Source organism: Kineococcus arenarius subsp. arenarius (assembly GCF_050871845.1).
In the GTDB taxonomy this organism is placed as follows: Bacteria; Actinomycetota; Actinomycetes; order Actinomycetales; family Kineococcaceae; genus Kineococcus.
The window spans coordinates 1-26,115 of record NZ_JBJLSE010000027.1 but is presented as its reverse complement, the minus strand read 5'-3'; the positions used below and the strand labels follow the sequence as shown (position 1 = coordinate 26,115).

Below are 26,115 nucleotides of genomic sequence, written 5' to 3'. Positions count from 1 at the left end.
GGATGCGGCGCCGGACCGCCCGCGAGGAGGTTCCCGTGGCGGGGTCGGGCGAGGGGACGGGCCGGGCGGAGCAGGTGCGGTGCGTCGTCGCCGGCGGTGGCCCGGCCGGCGTGGTGCTCGGTCTGCTCCTGGCGCGCGCCGGGGTGCCGGTGCTGGTCCTGGAGAAGCACGGCGACTTCCTGCGCGACTTCCGCGGCGACACCGTGCACCCCTCGACGCTGCGGCTGCTCGACGAGATCGGGCTGGCGGAGGAGTTCCTGCGCCTGCCGCACGCGCGGGTGCGGCGCGCGACGGCCACCACCGACGACGGCACGTTCGCCGTGGCGGACTTCTCCCGCCTGCCCGGCAGGTTCCCGTTCCTGGCGCTGGTGCCGCAGTGGGATTTCCTGGACCTGCTCGCCTCCCGCGCGCGCCGGTACCCGGGTTTCGAGCTGCGCACGGGCGCGCAGGTCGTGGGGTTGCTGCGCGAGGGGGAGCGGGTGGCCGGCGTTCGGTACCGCTCGAGCGCCGACGGGGCCGAGCACGAGGTGCGGGCGGCGCTGACGGTGGCGGCGGACGGGCGCGGGTCGGTGCTGCGCGAGGCCGCCGGGCTGCCGCTGCGGTCGTTCGGGGTGGGGGTGGACGTGCTGTGGTTCCGGTTGCCGAACCCGCCGGGGGGAGCCGGGCCCTCGACCGGCGTGCGGCTGTCCGCCGGCAGGTTCCTCGTGGTGCTGGACCGCGGTGACTACCTGCAGTGCGCGTACGTCGTGCCCTCCGGCGGGCTGGGCGCGCTGCGGGAGCGGGGGATCGGGGAGTTCCGCGCCGAGCTGGCGCGGCTGGTGCCGCAGCTGGCTCCGGTGGTCGGGGGACTGGCCGGTTTCGGGGACGTCCACGTGCTGCGCGTGCGCATCGACCGGCTGCGGCGCTGGTACCGCGACGGGCTGCTGGTGATCGGCGACGCCGCGCACGCGATGTCACCGGTCGGCGGGGTGGGGGTCAACCTCGCCGTGCAGGACGCGGTGGCCGCGGCCCGCCTGCTGGTGGCGCCGCTGCGGCGCGGGGCGCCCGCGCCCCGGGACCTGGCGCGGGTGCAGCGGCGGCGGTGGGTGCCGGTCGCGGTCACCCAGCTGGCCCAGCGGGTCGCGCACCGGCGGGTGCTGGAGGCGTCGCTGGCGAGGGAGCGCCCGGTGCGCGCACCGCTGGCGCTGCGGCTGCTGCAGCGGGTGCCGGCGCTGCAGGTGCTGCCGGCCGCGGCGATCGGGCTGGGGGTGCTGGCCGAGCACCCGCCCGCGGAAGAGGTGGCACTCGATACGTCAACGATGTATCGTTGACGTATCGAGTGCGGCACCGTGCCGCACCACGACGGAGGTGTCACCCGTGAAGCCCTTCTCCTTCCCCTTCCCCGACGGTCCGCGCCGCGGCGAGCACCGGGGCCACCACCCCGGCCGCGGTCGCGGGCCCTTCGCCCCCGGCCCCGACGGCCGCGCCGCGTTCGGCGGCTTCGGCCCCGGCGGGCCGGGCGGCCCCGGCTGGCCCTTCGGCGGCCCCGGCCCCCGCGGGCGCAGCGGGCCCCGCCGCCCCAAGGGCGACGTGCGCGCCGCCGTCCTCGTGCTGCTGGCCGAGGGGCCCAGCAACGGCTACCGCATCATCGGCGAGGTCGAGCGCCGCAGCGACGGCGCCTGGAAGCCCAGCCCCGGCTCGGTGTACCCGACCCTGCAGCAGCTCCAGGACGAGGGCCTGATCACCGCCGACCCCGCCGACCCCAAGCAGTTCACCCTCACCGAGGCCGGCCGCGCGCTCGTGCAGGACGAGCTGGCCGACGCGCCGCCGCCGTGGGAGAGCGTCGCGGAGCGCCCGTCGCGCGGGGAGTTCCACGACCTCGGCCGGCAGGTGCAGCAGGTCGCCGGGCTCCTGCAGCAGGTGGCGTTCACCGGGCGCCCCGGTGACCTCCGGCGCGCCGGCGACGCGCTGGAGCGCTGCCGCCAGGAGCTGCTGTCGCTGCTCGCCCAGGACCCCCGCCAGGGGCGCGAGGCTCAGGAGGACGCCGGCTGACCCGCCGTCAGCAGCCCCACCGACGGGGTCAGCGCGTGCACCAGCGGGCGGTCGCCCGCGCCGTGCAGGGCCGCCGGCCCGCAGCGGCGCAGCAGGTCCGCGCGCAGCGCCAGGTTCAGCCGCACCGGGTGCGGACCGCTCGCCCCCCGCACCGGCCCGGTGCTCGCCTCCGCGCCCGCGGCGTGGTGGTGCACGTGCTCGGTGATCCACCGGCTGCCCACGGCCACCGCCGGCGCCGTCGTCAGCAGCACCGTCGCGGCCGGGCGCTCCAGCCGCGAGGCCACCGCCCCGGCGGCGGCGGCGAGCAGGCGCTCCGGGTCGCCGCCGTGCGCGGCGGGGACGCGCTCCGGTTCCAGGCCCACCCCGTCGACCAGCGCCACCAGCGGCCGCCAGGACTCCACCAGCTCCAGCAGCGCCCGCGGGGCCCCGGTCGTCCACGCCGGCGCCAGGACGGTGGGCACGCCCGCCGCCGACGCCTCGTCGGCGGCGGCCACCAGCTGCTCCAGGCAGGCGTCCAGCAGGGGCAGGTCGCAGGCCGGCACGGGCAGCACCACGACCGCGCGTTCGATGCGCACGAGCCTCCCGTCCCCGGCGGTGGGGCCCGGCCGGCACCCGTGCCCTTCTCCGCGACCCCTCCCGGCGTGTCTACGGCGTGCCGGCGAGGGCGGTCAAGCCGGGGCGTGGCGCGAGCCCGGGGCGGGCGCCCGGCCACGCGCCCGTCCCGCTCTTGCCGTTGCCGCTGCGTCAACCCCTAGCGTCGGACCGGGAGTTCGGGGAGGCCGCCGTGGAGTGGACGATCCACCAGGTCGCGAGGGCGACGGGCACGACCAGCAGGACGCTGCGGCACTACGCCCACATCGGCCTGCTCGCGCCCAGCCGCGTCGGGGCCGGCGGGTACCGCTACTACGACGACGCGGCGCTGCGCCGCTACCAGCGGATCCTGCTGCTGCGGGACCTGGGGCTGGGGCTGGCCGCGATCGCCGGGGTGCTCGAGGAGCGCACCGACGAGGTGGCCGCGCTGCGCGCCCACGCCGACTCCCTGGAGGAGGAGTCCGCCCGCCTGGCCCGCCTGGCCCGGGCGGTGCGCGAGACGGTGCGCAGGACCGAGCAGGGGGAGGAGCTGGACGTGACGACGAGCTTCGAGGGCTTCGACGCGAGCCGCTACGAGGACGAGGTGGTGCAGCGCTGGGGCCGCGACGCGCACGAGCGCGCGCAGCGGACCTGGCGGGAGCTGGGGGAGGAGGGCCGGGCCGCGCACGGCGCCGAGGCCGACGCGATCGGGCGCGGCCTGGCCGCGGCCGCCGCGCGCGGCGCGGACCCGGGCGAGCGGGAGGTGCAGGACCTCCTGCGCCGGCACCACGCGTGGGTGTCGGAGTTCTGGACCCCCGGCGCCGAGGCGTACCGGGGGTTGACGGCGATGTACGTCGACGACGAGCGCTTCCGCGCCACGTACGAGGCGTACGGGCCCGGCACCGCGGTGCTGCTGCGCGACGCGGCGGAGGTGTTCGCGCAGCGCGAGCTCGGTTGACGGGACCCGCCGCGCAGGGCTCGACCGGGGGGGCCAGCAGGTGGGACCCGCTCGGGGGTTCCGGTCAGGGGCTCCCCGGCCGCACCGGCGGTGCGGCCGGGGAAACCCGGCCGTCACTCGCAGGCGACCGCCTCGCCGACCGTGAGGCCGTGCTGCGCCCGCTCGTCCAACAGCAGGTGCACCAGGTCGCGCGACTCCTGCGCGGCCGGCACGAACACCGTCCCGTCGGGCTGGGCTTCCGTGCGGATCCCCTGCAGCGCCAGCGTCTGCGCCGCGTCCGCGGCCTGCTGCGCGCTCAGGCGGTACCCGCACGGCGGGGCCAGGTCCACCTCGTCGGGGTCGGGCAGCACGTTGTCGGCACCGGCGAACGACAGGGTCGCCCGCTCCAGCGCGCTGCGGGCCGCCGAGGCCGCGGTGGCGTCGGCGATCTCCGCCCGGTGTTCGGCGACCATGCCGAGCGTCGCCCGGGCCGCGGTGACCTGCGTGTCCACGCGCCGCAGGTTCAGCAGCGCGGGGTTCGCCTCCTCCAGCGGGTTCGCCGGCGCGTTGCTGGCCTCCACCAGGATCCCCAGGCTGTGCCGCAGCCCCGCGGTGTTGCGCAGGATGCGTTCCTGGCCGTCACCGGCGCGCTGCGCCACGACGTTCCCGGCCGCGTCGTAGCGGTAGCCGTAGATCCCGGTGGAGTTCCCGCCGGCCGCCACCGCCGGCAGCACGTGCTCCTCGGTGAGCTGCTGCGACAGGTCGTGCACCCGCGCGTCGACGTTCCGGTTGCGCGGCCACAGCGCGATCAGGTCGCGGTCGTAGGTTCCCGGCGTGGGGCCGTACTCGTGCAGGTCGTGCAGGACGTCGGGGCGCAGGTCGCGCTGCAGCTGCGCGAGGACCTGCGCCTCCGCGGTCTCCAGCCGCAGGTGGTCGCGGTTGACGTCCAGGCCCTGGGAGTTCTCCCGCGTACCCGCCGCCACCCCGTCGGGGTTGACGGTCGGCACGAACAGCACCGTCGTGCTCCGCAGGAACTCCGCCGTGGCCGGGTCCGTGGTGGCTGCCAGGTCGCGAGCCAGGGACAGGCAGGCCTCGCGGCCGCTGGGCTCGTCGCCGTGCTGGGTGCAGCTGAACAGCACCGAGCTGCCGAAGGCGATCGCCTCGGCGGACGCCGGTGCGGGGTCGCCCACGGCGACCAGCTGCAGCGGCCGGTCCTGAGCGGTGCGGCCGACCTCGGTGACGCTCAGGCGCTCGCTGGCGGCGTCCAGCGCCTGCAGGAACTGCTGCTCCTGCTCCAGCGTCGTCCAGGTCGCGCCGCCGGAGAGCTCGAAACCGGTGCGCAGGCCGCCGGCCACCGGTGGGCCCGGGAGCTGGCCGGTGCCGGCGTCCGGTGCGGCCACGGCGCCGGCGCCGGAGGCCAGCCCGGCGAAGCCGGTGAGGGCGAGGGTCCCGGCGAGCGCGAGGCCGAGGACGCGCGGGCGGCGCTGAGCGCGCGGGGGGCGGGTCGAGGTGAGCAAGGCGACTCCAGAGGTCGTTCCCTGTGGGAATGCTGTGGCTGGGACATGCGACCACCTGGTGGTGCACCGGCACAAGAGCTGGAGGCGGGGAACTGTCGATCCACCGGCGCGACATCCGCCCGTCACCCACCCGCCCCCCGGCGTCGCCCCCCGTGTCGATGGCCGGGTGCAGGGTGGGTCCATGACCTGGACGCCCGTCGCGGAGGCCGTCGCCGAGGAACTGTCCGGCAGGGCCGGGTACGACCCCGGTTTCCTGGCGCCCGGGCCCCTGGTGCCGGTGCCGCTGCCCGTGGACGGCACCGAGGTGGTCGTGCTGCCCTACACGCACTTCTCGGTGGTGCTGCGCCCGGACCGGCGCCTGGCGGCGGCCACCGTCGTCGCCGTCGACGGGGCGGCGCTGCGCGACGTGGACCGCGACGGCGAGGACTGGTTCCTCGACCCCCGCGTCGGCCCCGACGCGCAGGCCGGCGCGCAGCTCTACGCCCGCAACGACTTCGACCGCGGGCACCTCGTGCGCCGCCGCGACCCCGTGTGGGGTTCGCCGGCCGAGGCGCGGCGGGCGAACTCCGACACCTTCAGCTACGCCAACGCCGCCCCGCAGGCGTCCGGTTTCAACCAGTCGCTGGAGCTGTGGCTGGGCCTGGAGGACCACGTCCTGGCCCACGCCCGCGAGCACGACGCCCGTCTCGTCGTCGTCACCGGTCCGGTGTTCGCCGACGACGACCCCGAGTACCGCGGCGTGCGGGTGCCGCGGCGCTTCTTCAAGGTCGCCGGCCACCTGCTGGACGACGGCCCGGGCGGCCCGGCCCTGGCCTCGGCGGGTTTCGTCCTGGACCAGACGCCCCTCGTGGAGGAGGTGCTGCGCTCGGAGGCGCGCGCGCAGGACGCCCCGGAGCTGGGCGCCTTCCGCACCTTCCAGGTGCCCGTGGCCGACGTCGCCGAGCTGACCGCCCTGGACCTGGGGCCGCTCGTGGCCGCCGACCGCATGCCCGCCCTCGTGCCCGCCGCCGCGGCCGAGGGCGACGGCGTGCCGATGTGGCGGCCCGTCACCGCGCCGGGGGAGCTGCTGCTCTGAGCCCGCCGCCGCGGCGCACGTGCGGGCCTCAGCGGGGCACGGGCACCGGTTCGGGGAGCTTGCCGGTGCGCTCGGCCCCCGAGGAGGTGCCCCGCAGTCGGCGCCGCACCCACGGCAGCAGGTGCACCCTGCCCCAGCGCAGGTCCGCGGCCAGCGCCTCGCGCCGCGGCACCGGCACGGCGACCGGCAGCGGGGTGCGGTAGTCGCGCTCCGCGGCGCTCAGGCCGGCCGGCACCGGCCGGCCCAGCGCGTCCAGGGCCGCCAGCGCCGCGCGCCGGTGGCCCTCGGCGGTCATGTGGATGCGGTCCTCGCCCCAGCACCGGCGGTCCGCCACCGCCCGCAGGCCCCACAGGTCCAGCACCGCGCAGCCGTGCCGCTGCGCGATCGACCACACGTGCGCGTTGAGGACCCCCACGGCGCCGCGGGTGCGCCGCAGCAGCGGAGCGGCCGCCGGGTCGGTGCCGGTGGCGAGCAGGACGGCGGCGCCGCCGGCGCGCAACCGCCGCACCGCGTCCTCCAGCACATCCGCCAGCGCGTCCGGGTCCGCCCGCGGGCGCAGCAGGTCGTTGCCGCCGCCCACGACGCTGACCAGGTCCGGGACCAGCTCCAGCGCCCGCGGCACCTGCTCGGCCACGATGCGCGGCAGCAGCCGCCCGCGCACCGCGAGGTTCGCGTACTCCACGACCGTCCCGTCGGCCTCGCCCGCCGCGGCCAGGTGCTCGGCCAGGCGGTCCGCCCAGCCCCGGTACCCGCCACCGGGGCGCACGTCGACCATGCCCTCGGTGAAGGAGTCCCCGAGAGCCACGTACCGGTAGGTGCCCACGGGCACCATGCTGCCCCGCCGGGCGCTGGACGCACCACGGCCTCCCCGCGGGTGCGCGGGGAGGCCGTGGTGGGTGGGCTGCGGGTGCGCAGCCGGGTGGTTCAGGCCTTCGCGACCTGCACGACCGCCCACGACAGCGGCGGCAGCACCACGGTGGCCAGGCCGTCGACGACCGAGACGTCCTGCAGGGGGCGCAGGCCGACCTGGTCGTGCGAACCGGTCGCGTTGGTGGTGTGCCGGTCCTGGCCCTCCGTGGCGGCCAGCACCTTGGCGTTGACGACCTTCGAGACGTCGAAGCCGCGCAGGGAGACCTCCACGGACGCGCTCTCGGACTGGTCGCGGTTGGCCAGGAACAGCGACACGGTGGAGGTGTCGTCGTTCCAGGTCGCGCTGGCGTCCACGACGTCGACGTCGCCGAACTTGTCGGTCTCGTACTTGTCGGACGTCGTCGCGACCCGCAGCACGTCGCCGGTGGCCAGGTGGCGCATCTGCTCGAACGGGTGGGCGATGGTCTGCTTCCACGCCTCCCCGCCCGCCTCGCTGCGCAGCAGGCCGATGACGTTGACCAGCTGCGCCTGCGCGCCGATGGTGACCCGGTCGGCGTGGCGCAGCAGCGAATTCAGCAGCGTGCCGACGACGACGGCGTCGGTGATGGAGTACTCGTCCTCGATGACGCGCGGGGCGACGTCCCAGGGCTGCACGCCGGGGGCGTGGTGGGGGCGCGACTGGTACCAGACGTTCCACTCGTCGAAGGAGATGTTGATGCGCTTGTTGTGCTTGCCCTTGGCGCGCACCGCGTCGGCGGTGGCGACGACCTGGTCGATGAACAGGTCCATGTCGACCGCGGAGGCGAGGAAGCTGGCGGCGTCGCCGTCCTTCTCCTCGTAGTAGGCGTGGCAGGAGATGTAGTCGACCGCGTGGTACGAGAGGTCCAGGACGGTGGACTCCCACTCGCCGAACGTCGGCATCGAGCGGCTGGAGGAGCCGACGGCCACCAGTTCGATGTCCGGGTCGATGGAGCGCATCGCCATGCCGGTCTCGGCGGCCAGGCGGCCGTACTCGTGCGCCGTCTTGTGGCCGGTCTGCCAGGGCCCGTCCAGCTCGTTGCCCAGGCACCACAGCTTGATGTCCAGCGGGTCCTTGGTGCCGTGCGCGACGCGCAGGTCGGAGTACTTCGTGCCGGAGTTCAGGTTCGTGTACTCCAGCAGGTTGCAGGCGTCCTGCAGCCCGCGGGTGCCGAGGTTGACGGCCATCATCGTCTCGGTGCCGACCTTGCGGGCCCAGGAGTCGAACTCGGCCAGGCCGAACTGGTTCGTCTCGACCGAGCGCCACGCGCGGTCGATGCGCCGGGGGCGCTCCTCGCGCGGGCCGACGGAGTCCTCCCACTCGAAGCCGGAGACGAAGTTGCCGCCGGGGTAGCGCACGACGGTCGGGGCGAGCTGCTTCGTCAGCTCCAGGACGTCGCCGCGCAGGCCGTCCTCGTCGGCGGTGGGGTGGTCCGGCTCGAAGATGCCGGTGTACACGCAGCGGCCCATGTGTTCCACGAAGGAGCCGAACAGGCGGTGCGGGACGGGGCCGACCGTGAAAGCGGGGTCGAGGGTGAGGCGGGCGTTGCGCACGGGGGTCCTTCCTGAGGGGGCTGGGGGAGGGGTCAGCGGCCGCCGAGGCCGGTGGTGGCGACCCCGCGGATGATCTGGCGCTGGAACAGCATGAACACGATGATCAGCGGCAGGCCGGCCAGCAGCGCCGAGGCCATGACCTGCGCGTAGCGCACGCCGAAGCTGGACTGCACCTGCACCAGCCCGACGGGCAGCGTCATGAGGTCAGGGTTCGACGTGATGATGAACGGCCACAGGAAGTTGTTCCAGGCGCTGATGAAGATGAAGATGCCCACGGCGGCGAGGATGGACCGCGACAGCGGCAGGACGACCTGCCAGAAGATGCGGAACGAGCCGGCGCCGTCGACCCGAGCGGCCTCCTCCAGCTCCTTCGGGATCCCGTCGAAGAAGCTCTTCAGGATGAAGACCATCGTCGGCACGGCCAGCTGCGGCAGGATGATGCCCCAGTAGGTGTCGGCCAGGCCCATCGCGAGGACCTCGCGGTACAGCGGGACGATGAGGATCTGCGGGGGGATCATGATCCCGGCGATCGTCAGGGCGAACAGCAGCCCCTTGCCGCGGAAGTTGCACCGAGAGAACCCGTAGGCGGCCAGCGCCGAGATGACCAGCGTCAGCGCCGTGACGACGATGGCGACGAGGGTCGAGTTGACGAACCACCGGATGAGGTTGTCGTTGCTCAGCACGGACTCGTAGGCGGTCCCGGTGTACCCGGCGTCGGGCACGAGCTGCAGCGGGACGTCCGTCGTCTCACCCTCCGGCTTCAGGGACGTGATGAGCGCCCACGCCAGCGGCGCCAGCCACAGCACCGCCACGACGACCAGCGCGGTGACGACGAGGGCGCGGCCCATCGGCGAGTACTGGCGCACCTTGGCTCCGCTGCGCGAGGTGGCCGTTGCCGCTTCGGCCCGGGGGATGGTCGGGGTGCTCATGCTGCGGTCCTTCCCCGGCGGCGGCTCAGGGCGAACTGCCCGAGCGAGACGACGATGATGAGGGCGAAGAAGACGTAGGAGATCGCCGAGGCGTAGCCGAGGCGGTAGTTCACGAACCCGGTGTCGTACACGTACTGCAGGATCGGCGCAGCCGCGCCGCCCGGTCCGCCGGAGCCGTTGAACAGGATGTACGCCTGGTCGAAGACCTTCAGCGAGGCGAGGATCTGCAGGACGATCACCAGGCCGGTCGTCCCCTTCAGCAGGGGCAGGGTGATCGACAGCGTCCGCCGCCAGCCGCCCGCACCGTCCAGGGCGGCGGCCTCGTACACGGACTCGGGGATGGCCTGCAGGGCCGCCAGGTACAGCAGGAAGTTGAAGCCGACGGTCCACCACACGGTGATGAGGACGACCGAGGTCAGCGCGACGCTCTCGTCGCTCAGCCAGCCGACCTTGGGCAGCCCGACGAAGTCCAGGATCCCGTTGATGAAGCCGAAGTCGCCCTGCATCAGCCAGTTCCAGATCAGGACGACCGTGGACACGGGCAGCAGGTAGGGGGCGAAGAAGGAGAAGCGCCAGAACCACTGGCCCTTGACACCGGTGTGCACCAGCAGCGCCATCACCAGCGACACCAGGATCAGCGGGACCGTGGAGAGCACGGTGAACAGCAGGGTGTGCCCGAGGGTGCGCCACACCTGGGCGTCACCGAAGAGCTCGGCGTAGTTGTCGAGGCCCACGAACGTGGTCGGGGCGCCGGCGAGGCTGACGTTGAAGAAGCTCATCCCCAGCCCGTACAGGACCGGGAAGATGGTGAAGGCCGCGTACACGACCAGGAAGGGCAGGACGAACCAGAACCCACCGGGGTTCGTCGTCAGGGACGGGGTCTTGCGCCGGGGCTGCGTCGCCCCGGGCGGCGGCACGACGGTGGCGCCGCTCGCGGTGGTGGCCATGGAGTACCTCTGTCGTCGAGGGCCGGCTCAGACCGGGCTGGGGATGGCGAGCTGCTGGTCGAGCCAGGTCACCAGGTTCTCGGTGGCCTGCTCGGGCGTCTGGGCGCGGGTGGAGACGCCGAGGATCTGCTGCCCGCCGTAGGACATGAGCTGCGAGCCGGACCCGGAGAAGTACGCGGCCGGGTCGTACTCGACGAACTCGGCGGCCTCGGCGTAGTTCGACTGCGGTTCCAGCTCCAGGAACGCCGGGCTCTCCGAGACGGCCGACAGTGCGGGGATGTGCCCGCCGCCGGCCCACGAGAGGCTGTTGCGCAGCATGGAGGCGGCCATGTCGTAGGCAGCCGCGCGACGCTCCGGGTCGACCGAGAGCTGTCGGGGCAGGACGAAGCTGTGGCTGTCCGCGCGGATCAGGGGAGCGTCCCCGAACAGCGCTGGGAAGGGGACCATCGTGAACGGGATCCCCGCGGTCTCGGCGGTGATGAGCTCCCAGGGGCCCAGGACGAACAGCCCCGCCTGCTGGCTGGCGAACACCGCCGGGGCGGCCGGGCCGTCCAGCGTCTGCGAGCAGATCGTCCCGTCCGTCATGTCCCGGATGAAGGAGAACGCCGCGGTCATCGCGTCGCGGTCCACCTGCGCGGGGCCGCCGTCGGGCAGCTCCATCACCCCGCCGAGCTGGCGGAACACGGACCAGAACATCATCCAGCTGGCGAGGCCGTCGGCCGCGGCCCAGGAGATCCCCGTGGAGCCGGTCACCTCGGCGAGGCGGCGGCCGGCGTCGAAGAACTGCTCGGCGGAGGTGATCGGGGCGAGCCGGCCGTCGGTGCCCATCAGGCCCGCCTGCTCGCACAGGTCGGTGTTCACGTAGAGCACCATCGGGTGCGTGTCCAGGGGCAGCGCGTACAGCTGCCCGTCGAACTGCGCGTTCTCCCACACCCGGCTCGGGAACTGGTCCGGCGTGATCCCGCGGGCCGCGAGCTCGTCGAGGTCGAACGGGTCTAGCAGGTGGGCCGCGAAGGGGCCCAGGCGCGAGACGTGCATCGTCGCCAGGTCCGGGGCGCGGCCGCCGGCGCAGGCCATCGCGAGCTTGGTGTAGTACGGGGAGCCCCACATGAGGGTGGTGTCCGTGACGGTCACCTCCGGCGCTTCCTCGCGGTAGCTGTTGACGAGCTCGACCATCCGCTCACCGTCGCCGCCGGTGAAGAAGTTCCAGTAGGCCACCTGCGTGCCCGAGCCGCTGCCCGTGACGGGTGTGGCGCACGAGGCGAGCCCCGTGGCGCCCACCCCTGCTGCGGCCGCACCCGCTGCGCGCAGGACTGTCCTGCGTGAGGGGGTAGTGCGGGTCATCGTCGACCTCCCATGCTTCCTTGCAACGTTGGAAGAACCAAACACCTTCGAACCGCGGTGCGTCAAGCGGGTCCGGCGGAGCGGTGCCGCGGTCGGAGGGATCGGTGCCATGATGCGGTCCATGCCAGCGACCCGAGCGACGACGCTCAAGGACGTCGCCGCAGCGGCCGGCGTCTCGATCAAGACGGTCTCCAACGTCGTCAACGACCACCCGCACGTGCGCCCGGAGATGCGCGAGCGGGTCCGCGCCTTCATCGAGCAGCTGGACTACCGCCCCAACGGGATGGGACGGCAGCTGCGCCAGGGCCGCAGCGGCCTGATCGCGCTGGCCATCCCGCACGTCACCAGCCCCTACTACGGCGAGCTCACCAGCGCCCTCGTCGACGCCGCCCGCAGGCGCGGGCTGACCCTGCTGGTCGAGCAGACCGACGCCGACCCCGACCGCGAGCGCCGGGCCGCCGAGGGGTCCGGGGTGCGCATGGTCGACGGGCTGGTCTTCGTGCCCCTGAACATCCCCACCGGGGTGCTCGCCGGGCGGCGCGACCGCACCCCCGCGGTGCTCATCGGGGAGAACGGCGAGGGGGCCGGCGCTGACCGCGTCACCATCGACTCCACCGCCATCGGGGACCTGGCCACCACCCACCTGCTCCAGCGCGGCCGGCGGCGCGTCGCGTTCCTCGGCGACAAGGACGCGGAGCGCTCACCGGTGCTCGCTCAGCGCGTCGCCGGCTACCGCAGGGCGCTGCAGCGGGCCGGGATCGAGGTCGACCCGCAGCTGCTGCGGCCGACCCCCGAGTGGGAGCGCGGGCACGGCCACGACGCCGCGGTGGAGCTGCTGACCGCCCGCCCGGACGTCGACGCGATCTTCGCCGCCAACGACCTGCTCGCCTTCGGCGCCCTGCACGCCCTGCGCCGCCTGGGACGCCGCGTGCCCGAGGACGTCATGGTCGTCGGCGTCGACGACGTCGAGGAGTCGCGCTTCTGCGCGCCCACCCTCACCACCGTCGCCATCGACCGCACCTCCGTGGCCGAGCAGGCCCTGGCGCTGCTGGCCGAGCGGCTCGACGGCCTGGACGTCCCGCCGCGGGTCCTCACCGCCGAGCACCGCCTCGTGGTGCGGGAGAGCACCGGAGGGTGACGCCCCGCCCGGCGTCGGGCAGGATCGCGGCGTGCGAGCCGTGCAGATCACCGCCACCGGCGGCCCGGAGGTCCTCACCCTCGTCGAGGTGCCGGAGCCGGAGCCGGGCCCCGGTCAGGTGCTCGTGGCCGTGGAGGCCGCGGGCGTGAACTTCATCGACACCTACCGCCGCGGCGGGGTGTACCCGCTCGACCTGCCCGCCGTGCTGGGCAGCGAGGGCGCCGGCCGCGTCGTGCGCGCCGGCGAGGGCGTCGAGGGGTTCGCCCCCGGCGACCTCGTGGCGTGGAAGGAGGGGACCGGCAGCTACGCCGAGCGGGTCCTGGTCGCCGCCGACGAGCTGGTCCCCGTGCCCGCCGGCGTCGACGCGCGCACCGCGGCGGCCGTCCTGCTGCAGGGGCTGACCGCGCACTACCTGGTCACCGACACCTTCCGCGTCACCGCCGGCACGTGGGCGCTCGTGCACGCCGCCGCCGGCGGGGTGGGGCTGCTGCTGACGCAGCTGGTGCGGCTGCGCGGCGGGCGGGTGCTCGCCACCACCTCCACCGAGGAGAAGGCCGAGCTGGCCCGCGCCGCAGGCGCCGAGGAGGTCGTGCGCTACGCCGACGCCGCCCGGCGCGCCCGCGAGCTGACCGGCGGCCGCGGCGTCGACGTCGTCTACGACGGCGTCGGGAAGGACACCTTCGACGCGTCGCTGAGCGCGCTGCGCCCGCGCGGCCTGCTCGCCGTCTACGGCGGCTCGTCCGGGCAGGTGCCACCGTTCGACGTGCAGCGCCTCAACGCCGCCGGCTCGCTGTTCCTGACCCGGCCCACGCTGGCCTCGTACACGCAGGACCGCACCGAGCTGCTGGCGCGCACCGACGAGCTGTTCGGCTGGGTCGCGGACGGGCTCCTGGACGTGCGGATCGGCGGCACCCACCCGCTGGAGCAGGCCCGCCGAGCCCACGAGGACCTCCAGGCCAGGCGCACCACGGGCAAGCTCCTGCTGGTGCCCTGAGCGGGACGTGCCCGCCCGGGGCCCTCAGCCGCGGCCGGAGAGCACGCAGAACTCGTTGCCCTCCGGGTCCGCCAGCACGACCCAGCTCACCCGGCGGTGCTGACCGACGTCCACCGGGCGCGCCCCGGCCTCCCGCGCCGCCAGCACCACGCGGTCCTGACCCGGCGGCGGGGAGGTCGGGCGCACGTCCAGGTGCCAGCGGTTCTTCACCGCGTGCGGGGAGGTGGTGCGCACGAACTCCAGGTAGGGACCGGTGCGGCCGTCGCGCAGCGCCGCGGCCGCCGGGTCCGAGCGCACGACGTCCCAGCCGCTCAGCGGGGCCCAGAACGCCGCCAGCGCCTGCGGGCGCAGCGCCTGCACGACGATCGCCGCGACCCGTCCGCACCCCTCGTACTGCGGGCGCGGGTCCAGCACGCAGAACTCGTTGCCCTCGGGGTCGGCGAGCACCACCCACGGCGCGTCGCCCTGCCCGACGTCGGCGCGCCGGGCGCCGGCGTCCAGCAGGAACTGCACCGTCTGGCGCTGGTCGGCCGGGGAGGAGGTGTCCAGGTCCAGGTGGACGCGGTTGGGCCCCCGCTTGGGCTCGCGCACCGGCACGAAGACCAGCGGCACCCCCGGCTCGCCCTCCGGGGGGTCCACGTCCACCTCCTCGGCGTCGGCGTAGCCCGGGCGCCAGTCCAGCGCCCGCGCCCACCAGCGCGCCAGGGAACCGGGGTCGGCCGCGTCGACCGTCACCGAGGCCAGCCGCGACCCCGCCCCCGGTGCGACCGGCCGACCGGGGACCACGGGGCTACTGCCCGCGGCCGGTCTGCTGCTGCAGCTCGTCGATGAGCTCGGACGCCCGCGCCTTCGTCAGGTCCTCGGGCAGGTCGCGGCCGGCCTCGCGGGCGAGGGTCTGCAGGTAGCTCTTCTGCGGGCCGGTCATCGGCTCGTCGCCGGTGACCCAGGTCTCCGGGTCCTTCTCGGCGCTCTGCGCGGGGTCGGGGGTCTGCTGCTCACCGGTGTTCTCGCTCACGGGGCCGACGCTACGACCCGGGTGCGACACGCGCCCGGCGAGCGGCGCGGGCCGGTCCGCGGGGGTGGAGCCACCCGATCGGATCAGCGGATCCCCTGGTCCGGCACCCTTCCGGGTGACTACCCTCACCCCTCGGCGACGAATCCTCACCATCGGGTGACGGGCCGTCGGGGGGAACCGCACCACCGGGGGAAGCACCGTGAACGAGCGCACAGCCACGCCCACCGTCAGCACGCCCACCGTCAGCAGGCAGGAGTGGGCCGACGCCGCCAAGGGGGTCAGCGTCGCCCTCGTCGTGCTGGGGCACGTCACCTGGTTCCACTTCCTGCCCGTCGCCGAGGACGCCTGGCCGGGCGCCTCCGGGGCCCAGTGGCTGTGGTCCATGTTCAACGAGGTGCTGCGGCCCGTACGGATGCCGCTCTTCTTCGTCGTGGCCGGCTACTTCGCCGCGCGCGCCCTGCAGCGGCCGTGGCGGCTCGTGCTGCGCCCGCGCGTGGCGACCTTCGCCCACCTGCACGTGCTGTGGCTGGTCCTCTGGGTGCTGGCGGGGCTGGCCGCCGGCGCGCTGGCCGGGGGCGGTCTGGCGTCCGGCGGGCTCGGGCTCGTGGCGCCCACCGACCCCGGCGGCCTGCTCGCGGCCGGCGCTGCGGGCGGGGTGGGTCCGTGGTTCCTGTACGCCCTCGCGCTGTACTTCACGATCGGCAAGCTGACCGCCCGGCTGCCGCGCCCCCTCGTCGTCGGGGCGGCGGCGGCCGTGGCGCTGGCCTCGTTCGCGCAGTGGCTGCCGGCCCCCTGGGAGACGGAGTCGGTGCAGCAGAACGCGGTGTGGTACTTCCTCGGCGCCTCCTGCGCCGGCCCGCTGCGCGTGCTGGCCGCCCGCCCGCGGCCGCTGTGGGCCGCCGCCGCCGCCGCCGGCCTCCTCGGCGCGGGCGTCGCGCTGTGGCGGCTGGACCTCGGCCTCGTGGCCACGGCCGTCGCCGAGCTGCCGCTGCGGCTGCTGGCCGTCACCGCGGGCGTCCTCCTGGCCGTGCAGCTGGTCCGCTCCGTGCCGTGGCTGGCCGCCCCGTGGGTGCGCCTGGGGCGTCGCACCCTGCCGGTGTACGTGCTGCACCCGGTGCTCCTGTTCGCGCTGCACCCGCTCCTGCTCGCCCTGGACGAGCGGCTGCTGGCCGCCCTGCCGGGGCCGCTGTCGCAGGCGGCCGCCCTGCTGTACCCGCCGCTGCTCAGCGCGGTCCTCGTCCTGGCGGCGGTGGGGGTGCACGCGCTGCTGCAGCGCGCCGGCGCGTCGTGGCTGTTCGCCCTGCCGGGCTCGCCCGTGCGCACCGCACCGCTGCCCCCCGGTCCCGCGCCCGCGACGCTCCCCGCGCCCTCGACGTCCTCGGCGACCGAACCCACCCGCTAGCCCGCCCGGTGGTCCCACCCGGTGGGACCCGCACCGCGCCCTAGGATCGGGTCATGACCCACGTCCTGTCCGCGGTGGCCTGGCCCTACGCCAACGGCCCCCGCCACATCGGCCACGTCGCCGGCTTCGGCGTCCCCTCCGACGTGTTCAGCCGGTACATGCGGATGGCGGGTCACGACGTCCTCATGGTCTCCGGCACCGACGAGCACGGCACGCCGATCCTCGTGCAGGCCGAGCAGGAGGGCGTGAGCCCGCAGGAGCTGGCGGACCGCTACAACCGCGTCATCGCCGAGGACCTGCACGGCCTGGGCCTGTCCTACGACCTGTTCACCCGCACCACCACGCGCAACCACTACGCGGTCGTGCAGGAGATGTTCCGCACCGTGCACCGCAACGGGTACATGGTCGCGAAGAAGGGCATGGGGGCCATCTCCCCGTCCACGGGACGCACCCTGCCGGACCGCTACGTGGAGGGCACCTGCCCGATCTGCGGCTTCGACGGCGCCCGCGGCGACCAGTGCGACAACTGCGGCAACCAGCTCGACGCCATCGAGCTGAAGAACCCCCGCAGCCGCATCAACGGCGAGACGCCCGTCTTCACCGAGACGGAGCACTTCTACCTGGACCTGCCGGCGCTGGCCGACGCGCTGGGCTCCTGGCTGCAGACGCGCGCGGAGGCGGGGCGCTGGCGGCCCAACGTGCTGAAGTTCTCGCAGAACCTGCTGGAGGACCTCAAGCCGCGGGCGATGACCCGCGACATCGACTGGGGCATCCCGGTGCCGCTGGCCGGGTGGGAGGACAACCCCGCCAAGCGGCTGTACGTGTGGTTCGACGCCGTCATCGGCTACCTGTCGGCGTCGGTGGAGTGGGCCCGCCGCTCCGGCGACCCCGACGCCTGGCGCGCCTGGTGGACCGACCCGTCCGCCGAGTCGTACTACTTCATGGGCAAGGACAACATCACCTTCCACTCCCAGATCTGGCCGGCCGAGCTGCTCGCCTACGACGGGAAGGGCGCGAAGGGCGGCGAGCCCGGCCCGTTCGGCGCGCTGAACCTGCCCAGCGAGGTGGTGGCCAGCGAGTTCCTCACCATGGAGGGCAAGCAGTTCTCCTCCAGCCGCGGCGTCGTCATCTACGTGCGCGACGTCCTGGCCCGCTACCAGCCGGACGCGTTGCGCTACTTCATCTCCGCGGCCGGGCCGGAGAACAACGACTCGGACTTCACCTGGCAGGAGTTCGCCACCCGGACCAACTCCGAACTGGTCGCCGGGTGGGGCAACCTCGTCAACCGCACGGCCAGCCTGATCGCCAAGAACGTCGGCTCGATCCCGGAGGCGGGCGAGCGCACCGACGCCGACCGGCGCGTGCTGGAGACGACCGGCAGGGCGTTCACCACGGTCGGCGGTCTCATCGAGGCCCACCGCCAGCGCGCCGCCATCGGCGAGGCGATGCGCGCGGTCGGCGAGGTGAACAAGTACCTCACCGAGCAGGAGCCCTGGAAGATCAAGAACTCCGACCCGGAGCGGATGCGCTCGGTGCTGCACGTGACGGCGCAGGCGGTCTCGGACTGCCGCACGCTGCTCTCGCCGTTCCTGCCGCACTCGGCGCAGGCGGTGCACGAGGCCCTCGGCGGCACCGGCACCGTCTCGCCGATGCCGGAGCTGCGCGAGGTCACCGACCTCGACGACGCCTCGCGCTCGTACCCGGTCCTGACCGGCGACTACCGCCGCGGCGAGACGCTGCCGGGCTGGGGTTCGGTGCGCGTGGTGCCCGGCACGCCCGTGGCGCCGCCGAAGCCGGTCTTCACCAAGCTCGACGTCGACGCGGTGGTCGAGGAGGAGCACCGTCGGCTGCGGGGCGAGGACCCCGAGGCCGGGTGAGCCCGCGCGAGGGCTCGCGGCCGCCGGCGCCGGAACCGCTGCCGGTGCCGGTGGCCGACAACCACACCCACCTGGACCTCGAGGCGTCCGAGGCGGAGGTCGCCGCGCTGCTGGCGGCCGCCGCCGAGGCGGGCGTGCCGCGCTCGGTGCAGATCGGCTGCGACCTGCCCGCGGCCCGCTGGACCGTCGAGGCCGTCGAGCGGCACCCGCAACTGCTGGGCGGGGTGGCGATCCACCCCAACGAGGTGCCGGGCCTGGTCGAGCGCGGTGAGCTGGAGGCGGCGCTGGCCGAGGTCCGGTCGCTGGCCCACCACCCGCGCGTGCGGGTGGTGGGCGAGACGGGGCTGGACTTCTTCCGCACGCCGCCGGAGCAGTGGCACCTGCAGGAGGAGTCCTTCCGCGCCCACATCGCCCTGGCCAAGGAGCTGGGCCTGGCGCTGCAGATCCACGACCGCGACGCCCACGACGCGGTCCTGCGCGTGCTGGCCGAGGAGGGCGCGCCGGAGCGCACGGTCTTCCACTGCTTCTCCGGGGACGCGGCGATGGCGCGCGCGTGCGCCGAGGCCGGCTACTACCTCTCCTTCGCCGGGACGGTGACCTTCAAGAACGCCGGGGGGCTGCGCGAGGCGCTGCGCGCAGCCCCCCGCGAGCGGATCATGGTGGAGACCGACGCCCCGTACCTGACGCCGGTGCCGCACCGGGGCCGGCCCAACGCCGGCTACCTCGTCCCGCTCACCGTGCGGGCGATGGCCGAGGTGCTGGGTGCGGACCTGGAGCAGCTGTGCGCGCAGCTCGCCGCCACCACGGAGGACGTCTACGGCCCCTGGTGAGCTGCGTCACCCCCCGGCGCGCCGGGGGGTGCAGCACCCGCCCGGCGGATCCGCTCCGGAAGTGGTGCCGCGCAGCGGTTCCGCTCAGTGATCACGCTCCGTCCACCACCCGGCCCAACGTGATCACTCATCGTGACCGCGCTCCAGGGATCACGGGAACTTGTCGAAACGATGTCGGCGCGGTTACGGTCCCGCGCAGTCGGCCGGATCGAGCAGGCCGGGCGCCACGACCGACGTGGGGGACGGGGGTCCCCCTCACACCGGCCCGCGCCCGCGCTCGTGCCCGGGAAGCACGTCGAAGGATCCCTCGTGCAGTTGCGCAACCTCCTCCCCGCCTCGTCCCGCACGCTCCGCCTCGCCGCCGGGGGCACCGCCCTCGTCGCGGTCCTGGGCGGCACGGTGGCCTTCACCGCCCTCGACAAGGACGTCACCCTCGACGCCGACGGCGCCCGCACCGAGCTGAGCGTCTTCGGCGGCACCGTCGCCGACGTGCTGGAGTCCGAGGGCGTGGAGATCGGCCCCCACGACATCGTCGCCCCCGCCGTCGGCACCGAGGTGAGCGACGGCACCGACATCGTCGTGCGCTACGGCCGGCAGCTGACCCTCACGGTGGACGGCGAGCAGCAGACCTACTGGACCACCGCCCGCACCGTCGACGAGGCGCTCGCCGACCTCGACGTGCGCGCCGAGGGAGCCAAGCTGTCCGCCTCCCGCTCGCAGGCCCTGGGCCGCGACGGCCTGTCCCTGGACGTGGTCACCCCCAAGGCCGCCGTCGTCGTCGCCGACGGGCAGGAGCGCCCGGTGACCACCACCGCCACCGACGTCGCCGCCCTGCTCGCCGAGACCGGCGTGCAGGTGCGCGAGGGCGACGAGGTCTCCGTGGACACCGCGGCGCGCGTCACCCCCGACCTGCGCGTGCAGGTCGTGCGGGTGGACCGCTCGCAGAGCACCGAGCAGGTCGCGATCGCCCACGGCAGCCGCACCGAGCGCACCGACGCCCTGTACGAGGGCGAGCGGGAGGTCGTCACGGGGGGCGTCGACGGCTCCAAGACCGTCACCTTCGACGACGTCTTCCGCGACGGCGTGCGCGTCGCGCACGACGCGGTGGCCGAGACCGTCGACGTGCAGCCCGTCGAGGAGGTCGTGCGGGTCGGCACGAAGGCCAAGCCCGCCCCCGCGCCCGCCGCGGCGAGCAGCTCCTCCTCCTCCGGCGGCTCCGTCGGCGGCGGCGTGGACTCGCTGAACTGGTCCGCGCTGGCGCAGTGCGAGTCCGGCGGGAACCCGAGCATCGTCTCCGCCAGCGGCAAGTACCACGGCCTGTACCAGTTCAGCGTCGCCACCTGGAACGCGGTCGGCGGCACCGGCCTGCCCAGCCAGGCCTCGGCCTCGGAGCAGACCTACCGGGCCAAGCTGCTCTACCAGCGCGCCGGTGCCGGACAATGGCCCGTGTGCGGCAAGCGCCTCTGACCACGACCACCCGGACCAACCGGACCACCGGCCCGGCCCGGCGCCCGGCGGGCTCCGCGACGACCCGCGCGACGGGGGACCCGTGTCCCTGCTGAGCGCCGGCGACGTCCGCGAGCTCGCCGGGCGCCTGGGCGTGCGGCCCACCAAGACCCTCGGGCAGAACTTCGTCGTCGACGCCAACACGGTGCGCCGCATCGTGCGCGTCGCCGACCTGGACCCCGGCGACGTCGTCGTGGAGGTCGGCCCCGGGCTGGGCTCGCTGACCCTGGCCCTGCTGGAGGTCGTCGACCGGGTCGTCGCCGTCGAGATCGACCCCGTGCTGGCCGCGGAGCTGCCGGCCACCGTCGCCGCCCGCGCCCGGCCCGGCACCGAGCTGGACGTCGTGCTGGCCGACGCCGTGTCCGTCGACGAGCTGCCCGGCCCCGAGCCCACCGCGCTGGTGGCGAACCTGCCCTACAACGTGGCCGTGCCCGTGCTGCTGTCCATGCTGGCGCGCTTCCCGTCCTTGCGGCACGGCCTGGTCATGGTGCAGTCCGAGGTGGCCGACCGCCTCGTGGCGCCACCGGGCAGCCGCACCTACGGCATCCCCAGCGTCAAGACCGCCTGGTACGCGCGGGCCCGCCGCGCCGGTGCGGTGCCGCCGCCCGTCTTCTGGCCCGTGCCGCGCGTGGACTCGGGCCTGGTCGCCTTCACCCGCCAGCCCCCGCCGGAGACCACCGCCACGCGCGAGGAGGTCTTCGCCGTCGTGGACGCCGCCTTCGCCCAGCGCCGCAAGACGCTGCGCGCGGCGCTGGCCGGCTGGGCCGGCTCGGCGCCCGGTGCCGAGCGGGCCCTGCGCGCCGCCGGCGTCGACCCGGCCGCCCGCGGCGAGCAGCTCGACGTCGCCGCCTTCGCGCGGATCGCGGCGCACCGTCCCGCCGGTGGCACGCCGTAGGGTCTGGTGCCGTGCTCAGCGCTCCCGCGCAGGCGGCCGTCACCGCCCGCGCCCCGGCCAAGGTCAACCTCCTGCTGGAGGTCGGCCCGCTGCGCGACGACGGGTACCACGACCTGCTCACCGTCTTCCAGGCCCTGGACCTGGCCGAGGACGTCACCGCCACCGCCGCCGACGGCTTCTCCGTCGAGGTGGAGGGGGCCGGGGGCGTCGACGTCACCGGGGTGCCGCTGGACGAGCGCAACCTCGCCCTGCGCGCCGCCCTGCTGCTGGCCGAGCGCGCCGGGGTGCGCGGCGGGGTCCACCTGAGCGTGCGCAAGGGGGTGCCCGTGGCCGGCGGGATGGCCGGCGGGTCCGCCGACGCCGCCGCCGCCCTGGTCGCCTGCGACGCGCTGTGGCAGCTGCACCTGGGGCTGGATGCGCTGGGGGAGCTGGGCGCCGAGCTCGGCGCCGACGTGCCCTTCTGCCTGCACGGGCGCACCGCCGTGGGCACCGGCCGCGGCGACCGCCTGGTGCCGGTGCTGACCGCCGCCCCCTTCCACTGGGTGCTCGTCCTCGCCGGCCGCGGGCTGTCCACCCCCGCGGTGTTCGCCGAGTGCGACCGGCTGCGGGAGGTCTCGGGCGCGCCCGTGCCCGAGGCCGACGCCGGGGAGCGGCTGCGCGCGGTGGAGGCCGCGCTGCGCGCCGGGGACCCCGCCGCCCTGGGCGCCGCCCTGGCCAACGACCTGCAGGAGGCCGCCTGCTCGCTGGCCCCCGAGCTGTCCGGCACCCTCGCCGCCGGGGCCGCCGCCGGCGCCCTGGCCGGCCTCGTCTCCGGCTCCGGGCCCACCGTCGCCCTGCTGGCGGCCTCCGCGCCGCACGCCCGGCGCGTGGCCGCCGCCCTGCGCCCCGCCCTCGGCGAGCGGGTGCGCACCGCCACCGGCCCCGTGCCCGGCGCGCGCGTGCTCGAAGCCGTCCGCGCGCGCTGACGCACCGCCGCACCACCCGCACCACCCGCACCACCCGCAACCGCACCCCACCCCCAGGAGGAGCACCGTGCCCGCAGCCAACCTGGTCAGCGCCGAGGCCCTGACCGTCGTGCACGGCTCGCGCACGCTGCTCGACCGCGTGTCGCTCGGCGTGTCCGAGGGCGACCGCATCGGCGTCGTCGGCCGCAACGGCGACGGCAAGTCCACCCTGCTGCGCCTGCTGACCAAGCAGCAGGAACCCGACGGCGGCCGCGTCACCCACACCGGCGGGCTGCGGCTGGGGATGCTCTCGCAGTCCGACCCGCTGCCGCCCGGGGCCACCGTGCGCGAAGCGGTCCTCGGCGACGCCGCGGAGCACGCCTGGGCCTCGCAGTCGCGCGTGCGCGACGTCGTCGCCGGCCTGCTGGGCGACCTGGACGCCTCCGACGTCGGCGGCCTCGACACGGTCGTGTCGACCCTGTCCGGCGGGCAGCGCCGCCGCGTCGCCCTGGCCGGTCTGCTGGCCGCCGACCCCACGGGGGAGGGCGACCTCCTCGTGCTCGACGAGCCCACCAACCACCTCGACGTCGAGGGCGTGGACTGGCTGGCCCGGCACCTGCGCACCCGCTGGGCGCAGGGCTCCGGGGCGCTGCTCGTCGTCACCCACGACCGGTGGTTCCTCGACGCGGTGTGCGAGCGCGTCTGGGAGGTCCACGACGGGGTCGTCGACCCCTACGACGGCGGCTACGCCGCCTACGTGCTCACCCGCGCCGAGCGCGCCCGCGTGGCCGCCGTCACGGAGGAGCGCCGGCAGAACCTGCTGCGCAAGGAGCTGGCCTGGCTGCGCCGCGGCGCCCCGGCCCGCACGAGCAAGCCGCGCTTCCGCATCGACGCCGCCAACGCCCTCATCGAGGACGTGCCGCCGCTGCGCGACTCCGTGGAGCTGGCCAGGATGGCCACGACCCGGCTGGGCAAGGACGTCGTCGACCTCGAGGACGTCTCGCTGTCCTACGGCCCCCGGCGGCTGCTCGACCACGTGACCTGGCGGCTGGGCCCCGGCGACCGCGTCGGGGTGGTCGGGGTCAACGGCGCCGGCAAGTCCACCGTCCTGGGGCTGGTGAACGGCACCGTGCAGCCGGACGCGGGACGCGTCAAGCGGGGCAGCACCGTCGTCGTCGCCACGCTCTCGCAGGAGGTGCGCGAGCTGGACGAGGTCGGCGAGCTGCGCGCGCTGGAAGCCGTGGACAAGGTCGCCAGCCACGTGCGCCTGGGGGACCGCGACGTGCCCGCCGGTCAGCTGCTGGAGCGCCTGGGCTTCACCGCCCAGCGCGCCTGGACGCGCGTGGACGACCTGTCCGGCGGTGAGCGCCGCCGCCTGCAGCTGCTGCGGCTGCTGATGGCCGAGCCGAACGTGCTGCTGCTGGACGAGCCCACCAACGACCTGGACACCGACACCCTCGCCGCCGTGGAGGACCTGCTGGACGGCTGGCCGGGGACCCTGGTCGTCGTCAGCCACGACCGCTACCTGCTGGAGCGCATCACCGACCGGCAGGTGGCCCTGCTGGGCGACGGCACGGTGCGCGACCTGCCCGGCGGCGTCGAGGAGTACCTGCAGCGCCGGGCGGCGGCCAAGTCGGCGCAGGTCGCGGCCCCGGCCGGCGGCGCGACCCGCGAGCGCCCCGCCGCCGACGGGGCGGCGGTGCGCGCGGCCCGCAAGGAGATGGCGCGGGTGGAGCGGCAGCTGGACAAGCTCGCCCGCACCGAGGAGCGGCTGCACGCCGAGCTCGCCGAGCGCGCCACCGACCTGAGCGCGGTCACCGAGCTGGACGGCAGGCTGCGCGCGCTCGCCGCCGAGCGCGAGGAGCTGGAGCAGGTGTGGATGGAGGTGTCCGAACTCGTCGAGTGAGCCGTTGCGGCGAACGGGTGAACCCGGACGGGCACCCAGCGGCACCTCCTCGTGCACGGGGCGTCATCCCTTGCGCCCTCCAGGTGGCGTTCCCCTACGCTGTGCCGGGCCGCGACGTGCCATGGGGGTGGACCGCGCGGTCAGGCCGGTGAACCGGCGTTCCGTTCGAGAGTCCAGGGGGGACTTTGAGCATCAGCGACGCGACCGGACCCAAGACCGATCCCGGGGAGCTGGAGGACGCGCTCCTGGGGACCTCGCCAGCGGAGGAGCACGTCGACGCGGAGCGCCGCGAGCGCCTCCTGGTGCCGCGACAGCGCTCCTCGATGGGCGCCGCCGAGCGCACGCCCGCGTGGCAGCGCGCGTACGTGCAGCAGATCATCGTGCAGGACGCCGCCGTGGCCGCCCTGGCCGCCTGCCTCGGCTTCTTCGCCAGGTTCAACGGCCAGCCGGTGGACCTCGGCGCCACCTCCGGCCGCGCCGTCGTGGCCTGCGCGGTCCTGCTGCCCGTCATCTGGGTGGTGGCCATGGGCGCCTTCCGCACCTACGAGCCGCGCTTCCTGGGCGTCGGCTCCGAGGAGTTCCACCGCGTGCTGTCGGCGGCGCTGGCCGTCGTCGCCCTGGTCGGCACCTCCTCGTGGGCGTTCGGCCTCGACGTGGCCCGCGGGTACGTCGTCGTCGCCCTGCCGCTGGCCACGCTGCTGACCCTCGTGGCCCGCTACGCCACCCGGCGCAAGCTGCACGAGCGCCGCTCGCGCGGCGAGGCGGGGCAGAGCGTCGTGGCCGTGGGGCACCGCGCCGCCGTGGCCGGCATGGCCCGGTCGCTGCACCGCGCCTCCTACCACGGCATGCGCATCGTGGGGGCCTGCGTGCCCGGCGGGAAGGGCAGCGCCCTGGACGACGCCGAGCTGACCGAGCTGGGCATCCCGGTCATCGGCAGCCTGGAGGAGGTGCGCCACGCCGTCACCAGCGTCGACGCCGACGTCGTGGCCGTCACCGCCTGCCCGGAGCTGGACGGTGCCGCGCTGCGCCGGCTGGGCTGGGAGCTGGAGGCCACCCGCGCCGACATGGTCGTCGCCCCGGCGCTGACCGAGGTCATCGGCCCGCGCGTGGCGATCCGACCCGTGTGCGGGCTGCCGCTGCTGCACGTGGAGCGCCCGGAGCTGAACGGCGTGCGCCGCCTGGCCAAGACCACGGTCGACCGCACCGCGGCGGCCGCGGCGCTGGTGCTGCTCAGCCCGGTGCTGCTGGCCGTCGCGCTGCTGATCAAGCTCGACAGCAAGGGGCCCGTCTTCTTCAAGCAGCAGCGCGTCGGCAAGGACGGCAGGCTCTTCCCGATGTTCAAGTTCCGCTCGATGGTCACCGACGCGGAGAAGCTGCTCATCGACCTGCGCGAGTCCACCGACGGCAACGGCGTGCTGTTCAAGATGAAGGTCGACCCGCGCATCACCCGGGTGGGGCGCGTCATGCGCCGCTACTCCGTGGACGAGCTGCCGCAGCTGATCAACGTGCTGCGCGGGGAGATGTCGCTGGTCGGGCCCCGCCCCCCGCTGCAGGCCGAGGTCGACAAGTACGGCCACGACATGCGCCGGCGCCTGCTGGTCAAGCCGGGCCTGACCGGCCTGTGGCAGATCAACGGCCGCTCGGACCTGGACTGGGCCGAGTCGGTGCGCCTGGACGTGCGCTACGTGGAGAACTGGTCGTTCACGTTCGACTTCATGATCCTGTGGAAGACCGCCGGCGCGGTCCTGCGGGGCCGCGGCGCCTACTGACGCCCGCGCTCCCGCGCCGGCCCCCGCACCGACCCGGTGCGGGGGCC

General features: G+C 75.1%; 23 protein-coding genes. 14 read left to right on the top strand and 9 right to left on the bottom strand.

Annotation, left to right across the window (positions count from 1 at the left end):
• Positions 1 to 35 precede the first annotated feature (35 nt).
• The gene (locus tag ACRYM0_RS09025) at positions 36 to 1,310 is read left to right on the top strand and encodes an FAD-dependent oxidoreductase (RefSeq protein ID WP_432504224.1); all 1,275 of its coding nucleotides are present in this window, start codon (positions 36 to 38) and stop codon (positions 1,308 to 1,310) included.
• Between the two features lie 46 nt (positions 1,311 to 1,356).
• On the top strand, positions 1,357 to 2,031 hold the full coding sequence (locus ACRYM0_RS09020; protein ID WP_432504222.1) for a PadR family transcriptional regulator: 675 nt from the start codon (positions 1,357 to 1,359) through the stop codon (positions 2,029 to 2,031).
• On the opposite strand, the gene ACRYM0_RS09015 is transcribed toward ACRYM0_RS09020, so the two are convergent.
• Positions 2,013 to 2,606, bottom strand: a complete 594-nt coding sequence (locus ACRYM0_RS09015) for a hypothetical protein (RefSeq protein WP_432504220.1) — start codon at positions 2,604 to 2,606, stop codon at positions 2,013 to 2,015. The genes ACRYM0_RS09020 and ACRYM0_RS09015 overlap by 19 nt on opposite strands.
• Positions 2,607 to 2,815: 209 nt before the next feature.
• Here ACRYM0_RS09015 and ACRYM0_RS09010 point away from each other — a divergent pair, with 209 nt between their 5' ends.
• Entirely contained in the window at positions 2,816 to 3,559 is a 744-nt protein-coding gene (locus ACRYM0_RS09010) for a MerR family transcriptional regulator (protein ID WP_432504218.1), read from the top strand.
• A 113-nt stretch (positions 3,560 to 3,672) separates the two neighbouring features.
• Here the strand turns inward: ACRYM0_RS09010 and ACRYM0_RS09005 are convergent, their stop codons facing one another.
• Positions 3,673 to 5,055, bottom strand: a complete 1,383-nt coding sequence (locus ACRYM0_RS09005) for a M14 family zinc carboxypeptidase (RefSeq protein ID WP_432504216.1) — start codon at positions 5,053 to 5,055, stop codon at positions 3,673 to 3,675.
• Between the two features lie 181 nt (positions 5,056 to 5,236).
• Here ACRYM0_RS09005 and ACRYM0_RS09000 point away from each other — a divergent pair, with 181 nt between their 5' ends.
• On the top strand, positions 5,237 to 6,130 hold the full coding sequence (locus tag ACRYM0_RS09000; RefSeq protein ID WP_432504214.1) for a DNA/RNA non-specific endonuclease: 894 nt from the start codon (positions 5,237 to 5,239) through the stop codon (positions 6,128 to 6,130).
• 28 nt (positions 6,131 to 6,158) lie between these two features.
• Here ACRYM0_RS09000 and ACRYM0_RS08995 read toward each other — a convergent pair whose 3' ends face one another.
• The 5 genes from ACRYM0_RS08995 to ACRYM0_RS08975 all read right to left on the bottom strand — a co-directional run bounded on the left by ACRYM0_RS08995 (position 6,159) and on the right by ACRYM0_RS08975 (position 11,729).
• Positions 6,159 to 6,962 (bottom strand): SGNH/GDSL hydrolase family protein, encoded by an 804-nt coding sequence (locus tag ACRYM0_RS08995; protein WP_432504212.1) that lies wholly within the window; start codon positions 6,960 to 6,962, stop codon positions 6,159 to 6,161.
• Positions 6,963 to 7,054: 92 nt separating this feature from the next.
• Complete coding sequence (arfA, locus tag ACRYM0_RS08990) at positions 7,055 to 8,572, bottom strand: arabinosylfuranosidase ArfA (RefSeq protein ID WP_432504209.1); 1,518 nt, start codon at positions 8,570 to 8,572, stop codon at positions 7,055 to 7,057.
• Positions 8,573 to 8,604: 32 nt separating this feature from the next.
• Positions 8,605 to 9,501 carry a carbohydrate ABC transporter permease gene (locus ACRYM0_RS08985; RefSeq protein ID WP_432504207.1) on the bottom strand — a complete coding sequence of 299 codons (897 nt, stop codon included), beginning with the start codon at positions 9,499 to 9,501 and terminating at the stop codon, positions 8,605 to 8,607.
• Positions 9,498 to 10,448, bottom strand: coding sequence for a carbohydrate ABC transporter permease (locus tag ACRYM0_RS08980; RefSeq protein WP_432504205.1), 951 nt, complete (start codon positions 10,446 to 10,448; stop codon positions 9,498 to 9,500). Before ACRYM0_RS08980 ends, ACRYM0_RS08985 begins: the two co-directional genes overlap by 4 nt.
• A 27-nt stretch (positions 10,449 to 10,475) precedes the next feature.
• Positions 10,476 to 11,729, bottom strand: coding sequence for an extracellular solute-binding protein (locus ACRYM0_RS08975; RefSeq protein WP_432504203.1), 1,254 nt, complete (start codon positions 11,727 to 11,729; stop codon positions 10,476 to 10,478).
• Positions 11,730 to 11,913: 184 nt separating this feature from the next.
• Between ACRYM0_RS08975 and ACRYM0_RS08970 the strand changes: the two genes are divergently transcribed.
• Together ACRYM0_RS08970 and ACRYM0_RS08965 are read left to right on the top strand one after the other, a co-directional pair.
• A complete protein-coding gene (locus tag ACRYM0_RS08970) occupies positions 11,914 to 12,930 on the top strand; it encodes a LacI family DNA-binding transcriptional regulator (protein WP_432504200.1) in 1,017 nt (338 codons plus the stop codon).
• Between the two features lie 31 nt (positions 12,931 to 12,961).
• On the top strand, positions 12,962 to 13,924 hold the full coding sequence (locus tag ACRYM0_RS08965; RefSeq protein WP_432504198.1) for a quinone oxidoreductase family protein: 963 nt from the start codon (positions 12,962 to 12,964) through the stop codon (positions 13,922 to 13,924).
• Between the two features lie 24 nt (positions 13,925 to 13,948).
• Here ACRYM0_RS08965 and ACRYM0_RS08960 read toward each other — a convergent pair whose 3' ends face one another.
• Positions 13,949 to 14,659 carry a VOC family protein gene (locus ACRYM0_RS08960; RefSeq protein ID WP_432504196.1) on the bottom strand — a complete coding sequence of 237 codons (711 nt, stop codon included), beginning with the start codon at positions 14,657 to 14,659 and terminating at the stop codon, positions 13,949 to 13,951.
• 55 nt (positions 14,660 to 14,714) lie between these two features.
• Positions 14,715 to 14,939: a DUF3072 domain-containing protein gene (locus tag ACRYM0_RS08955; protein WP_432504194.1), complete on the bottom strand. Its 225-nt coding sequence runs from the start codon at positions 14,937 to 14,939 to the stop codon at positions 14,715 to 14,717.
• A gap of 199 nt (positions 14,940 to 15,138) precedes the next feature.
• On the opposite strand from ACRYM0_RS08955, the gene ACRYM0_RS08950 reads away from it, so the two are divergent.
• The 8 genes from ACRYM0_RS08950 to ACRYM0_RS08915 all read left to right on the top strand — a co-directional run bounded on the left by ACRYM0_RS08950 (position 15,139) and on the right by ACRYM0_RS08915 (position 26,068).
• Complete coding sequence (locus ACRYM0_RS08950) at positions 15,139 to 16,341, top strand: acyltransferase family protein (protein WP_432504192.1); 1,203 nt, start codon at positions 15,139 to 15,141, stop codon at positions 16,339 to 16,341.
• A gap of 53 nt (positions 16,342 to 16,394) precedes the next feature.
• Positions 16,395 to 18,218 carry a methionine--tRNA ligase gene (metG, locus tag ACRYM0_RS08945; protein WP_432504190.1) on the top strand — a complete coding sequence of 608 codons (1,824 nt, stop codon included), beginning with the start codon at positions 16,395 to 16,397 and terminating at the stop codon, positions 18,216 to 18,218.
• A complete protein-coding gene (locus tag ACRYM0_RS08940) occupies positions 18,215 to 19,048 on the top strand; it encodes a TatD family hydrolase (protein ID WP_432504188.1) in 834 nt (277 codons plus the stop codon). Before metG ends, ACRYM0_RS08940 begins: the two co-directional genes overlap by 4 nt.
• A gap of 309 nt (positions 19,049 to 19,357) precedes the next feature.
• A complete protein-coding gene (locus ACRYM0_RS08935) occupies positions 19,358 to 20,515 on the top strand; it encodes a ubiquitin-like domain-containing protein (protein WP_432504185.1) in 1,158 nt (385 codons plus the stop codon).
• Positions 20,516 to 20,597: 82 nt separating this feature from the next.
• Positions 20,598 to 21,449: a 16S rRNA (adenine(1518)-N(6)/adenine(1519)-N(6))-dimethyltransferase RsmA gene (gene rsmA / locus ACRYM0_RS08930; RefSeq protein ID WP_432504183.1), complete on the top strand. Its 852-nt coding sequence runs from the start codon at positions 20,598 to 20,600 to the stop codon at positions 21,447 to 21,449.
• Between the two features lie 11 nt (positions 21,450 to 21,460).
• Positions 21,461 to 22,414, top strand: a complete 954-nt coding sequence (locus tag ACRYM0_RS08925) for a 4-(cytidine 5'-diphospho)-2-C-methyl-D-erythritol kinase (RefSeq protein WP_432504182.1) — start codon at positions 21,461 to 21,463, stop codon at positions 22,412 to 22,414.
• A gap of 67 nt (positions 22,415 to 22,481) precedes the next feature.
• Complete coding sequence (locus ACRYM0_RS08920) at positions 22,482 to 24,299, top strand: ABC-F family ATP-binding cassette domain-containing protein (protein ID WP_432504180.1); 1,818 nt, start codon at positions 22,482 to 22,484, stop codon at positions 24,297 to 24,299.
• Between the two features lie 185 nt (positions 24,300 to 24,484).
• Positions 24,485 to 26,068, top strand: coding sequence for a sugar transferase (locus ACRYM0_RS08915; RefSeq protein ID WP_432504178.1), 1,584 nt, complete (start codon positions 24,485 to 24,487; stop codon positions 26,066 to 26,068).
• The last annotated feature ends 47 nt before the right edge of the window (positions 26,069 to 26,115 follow it).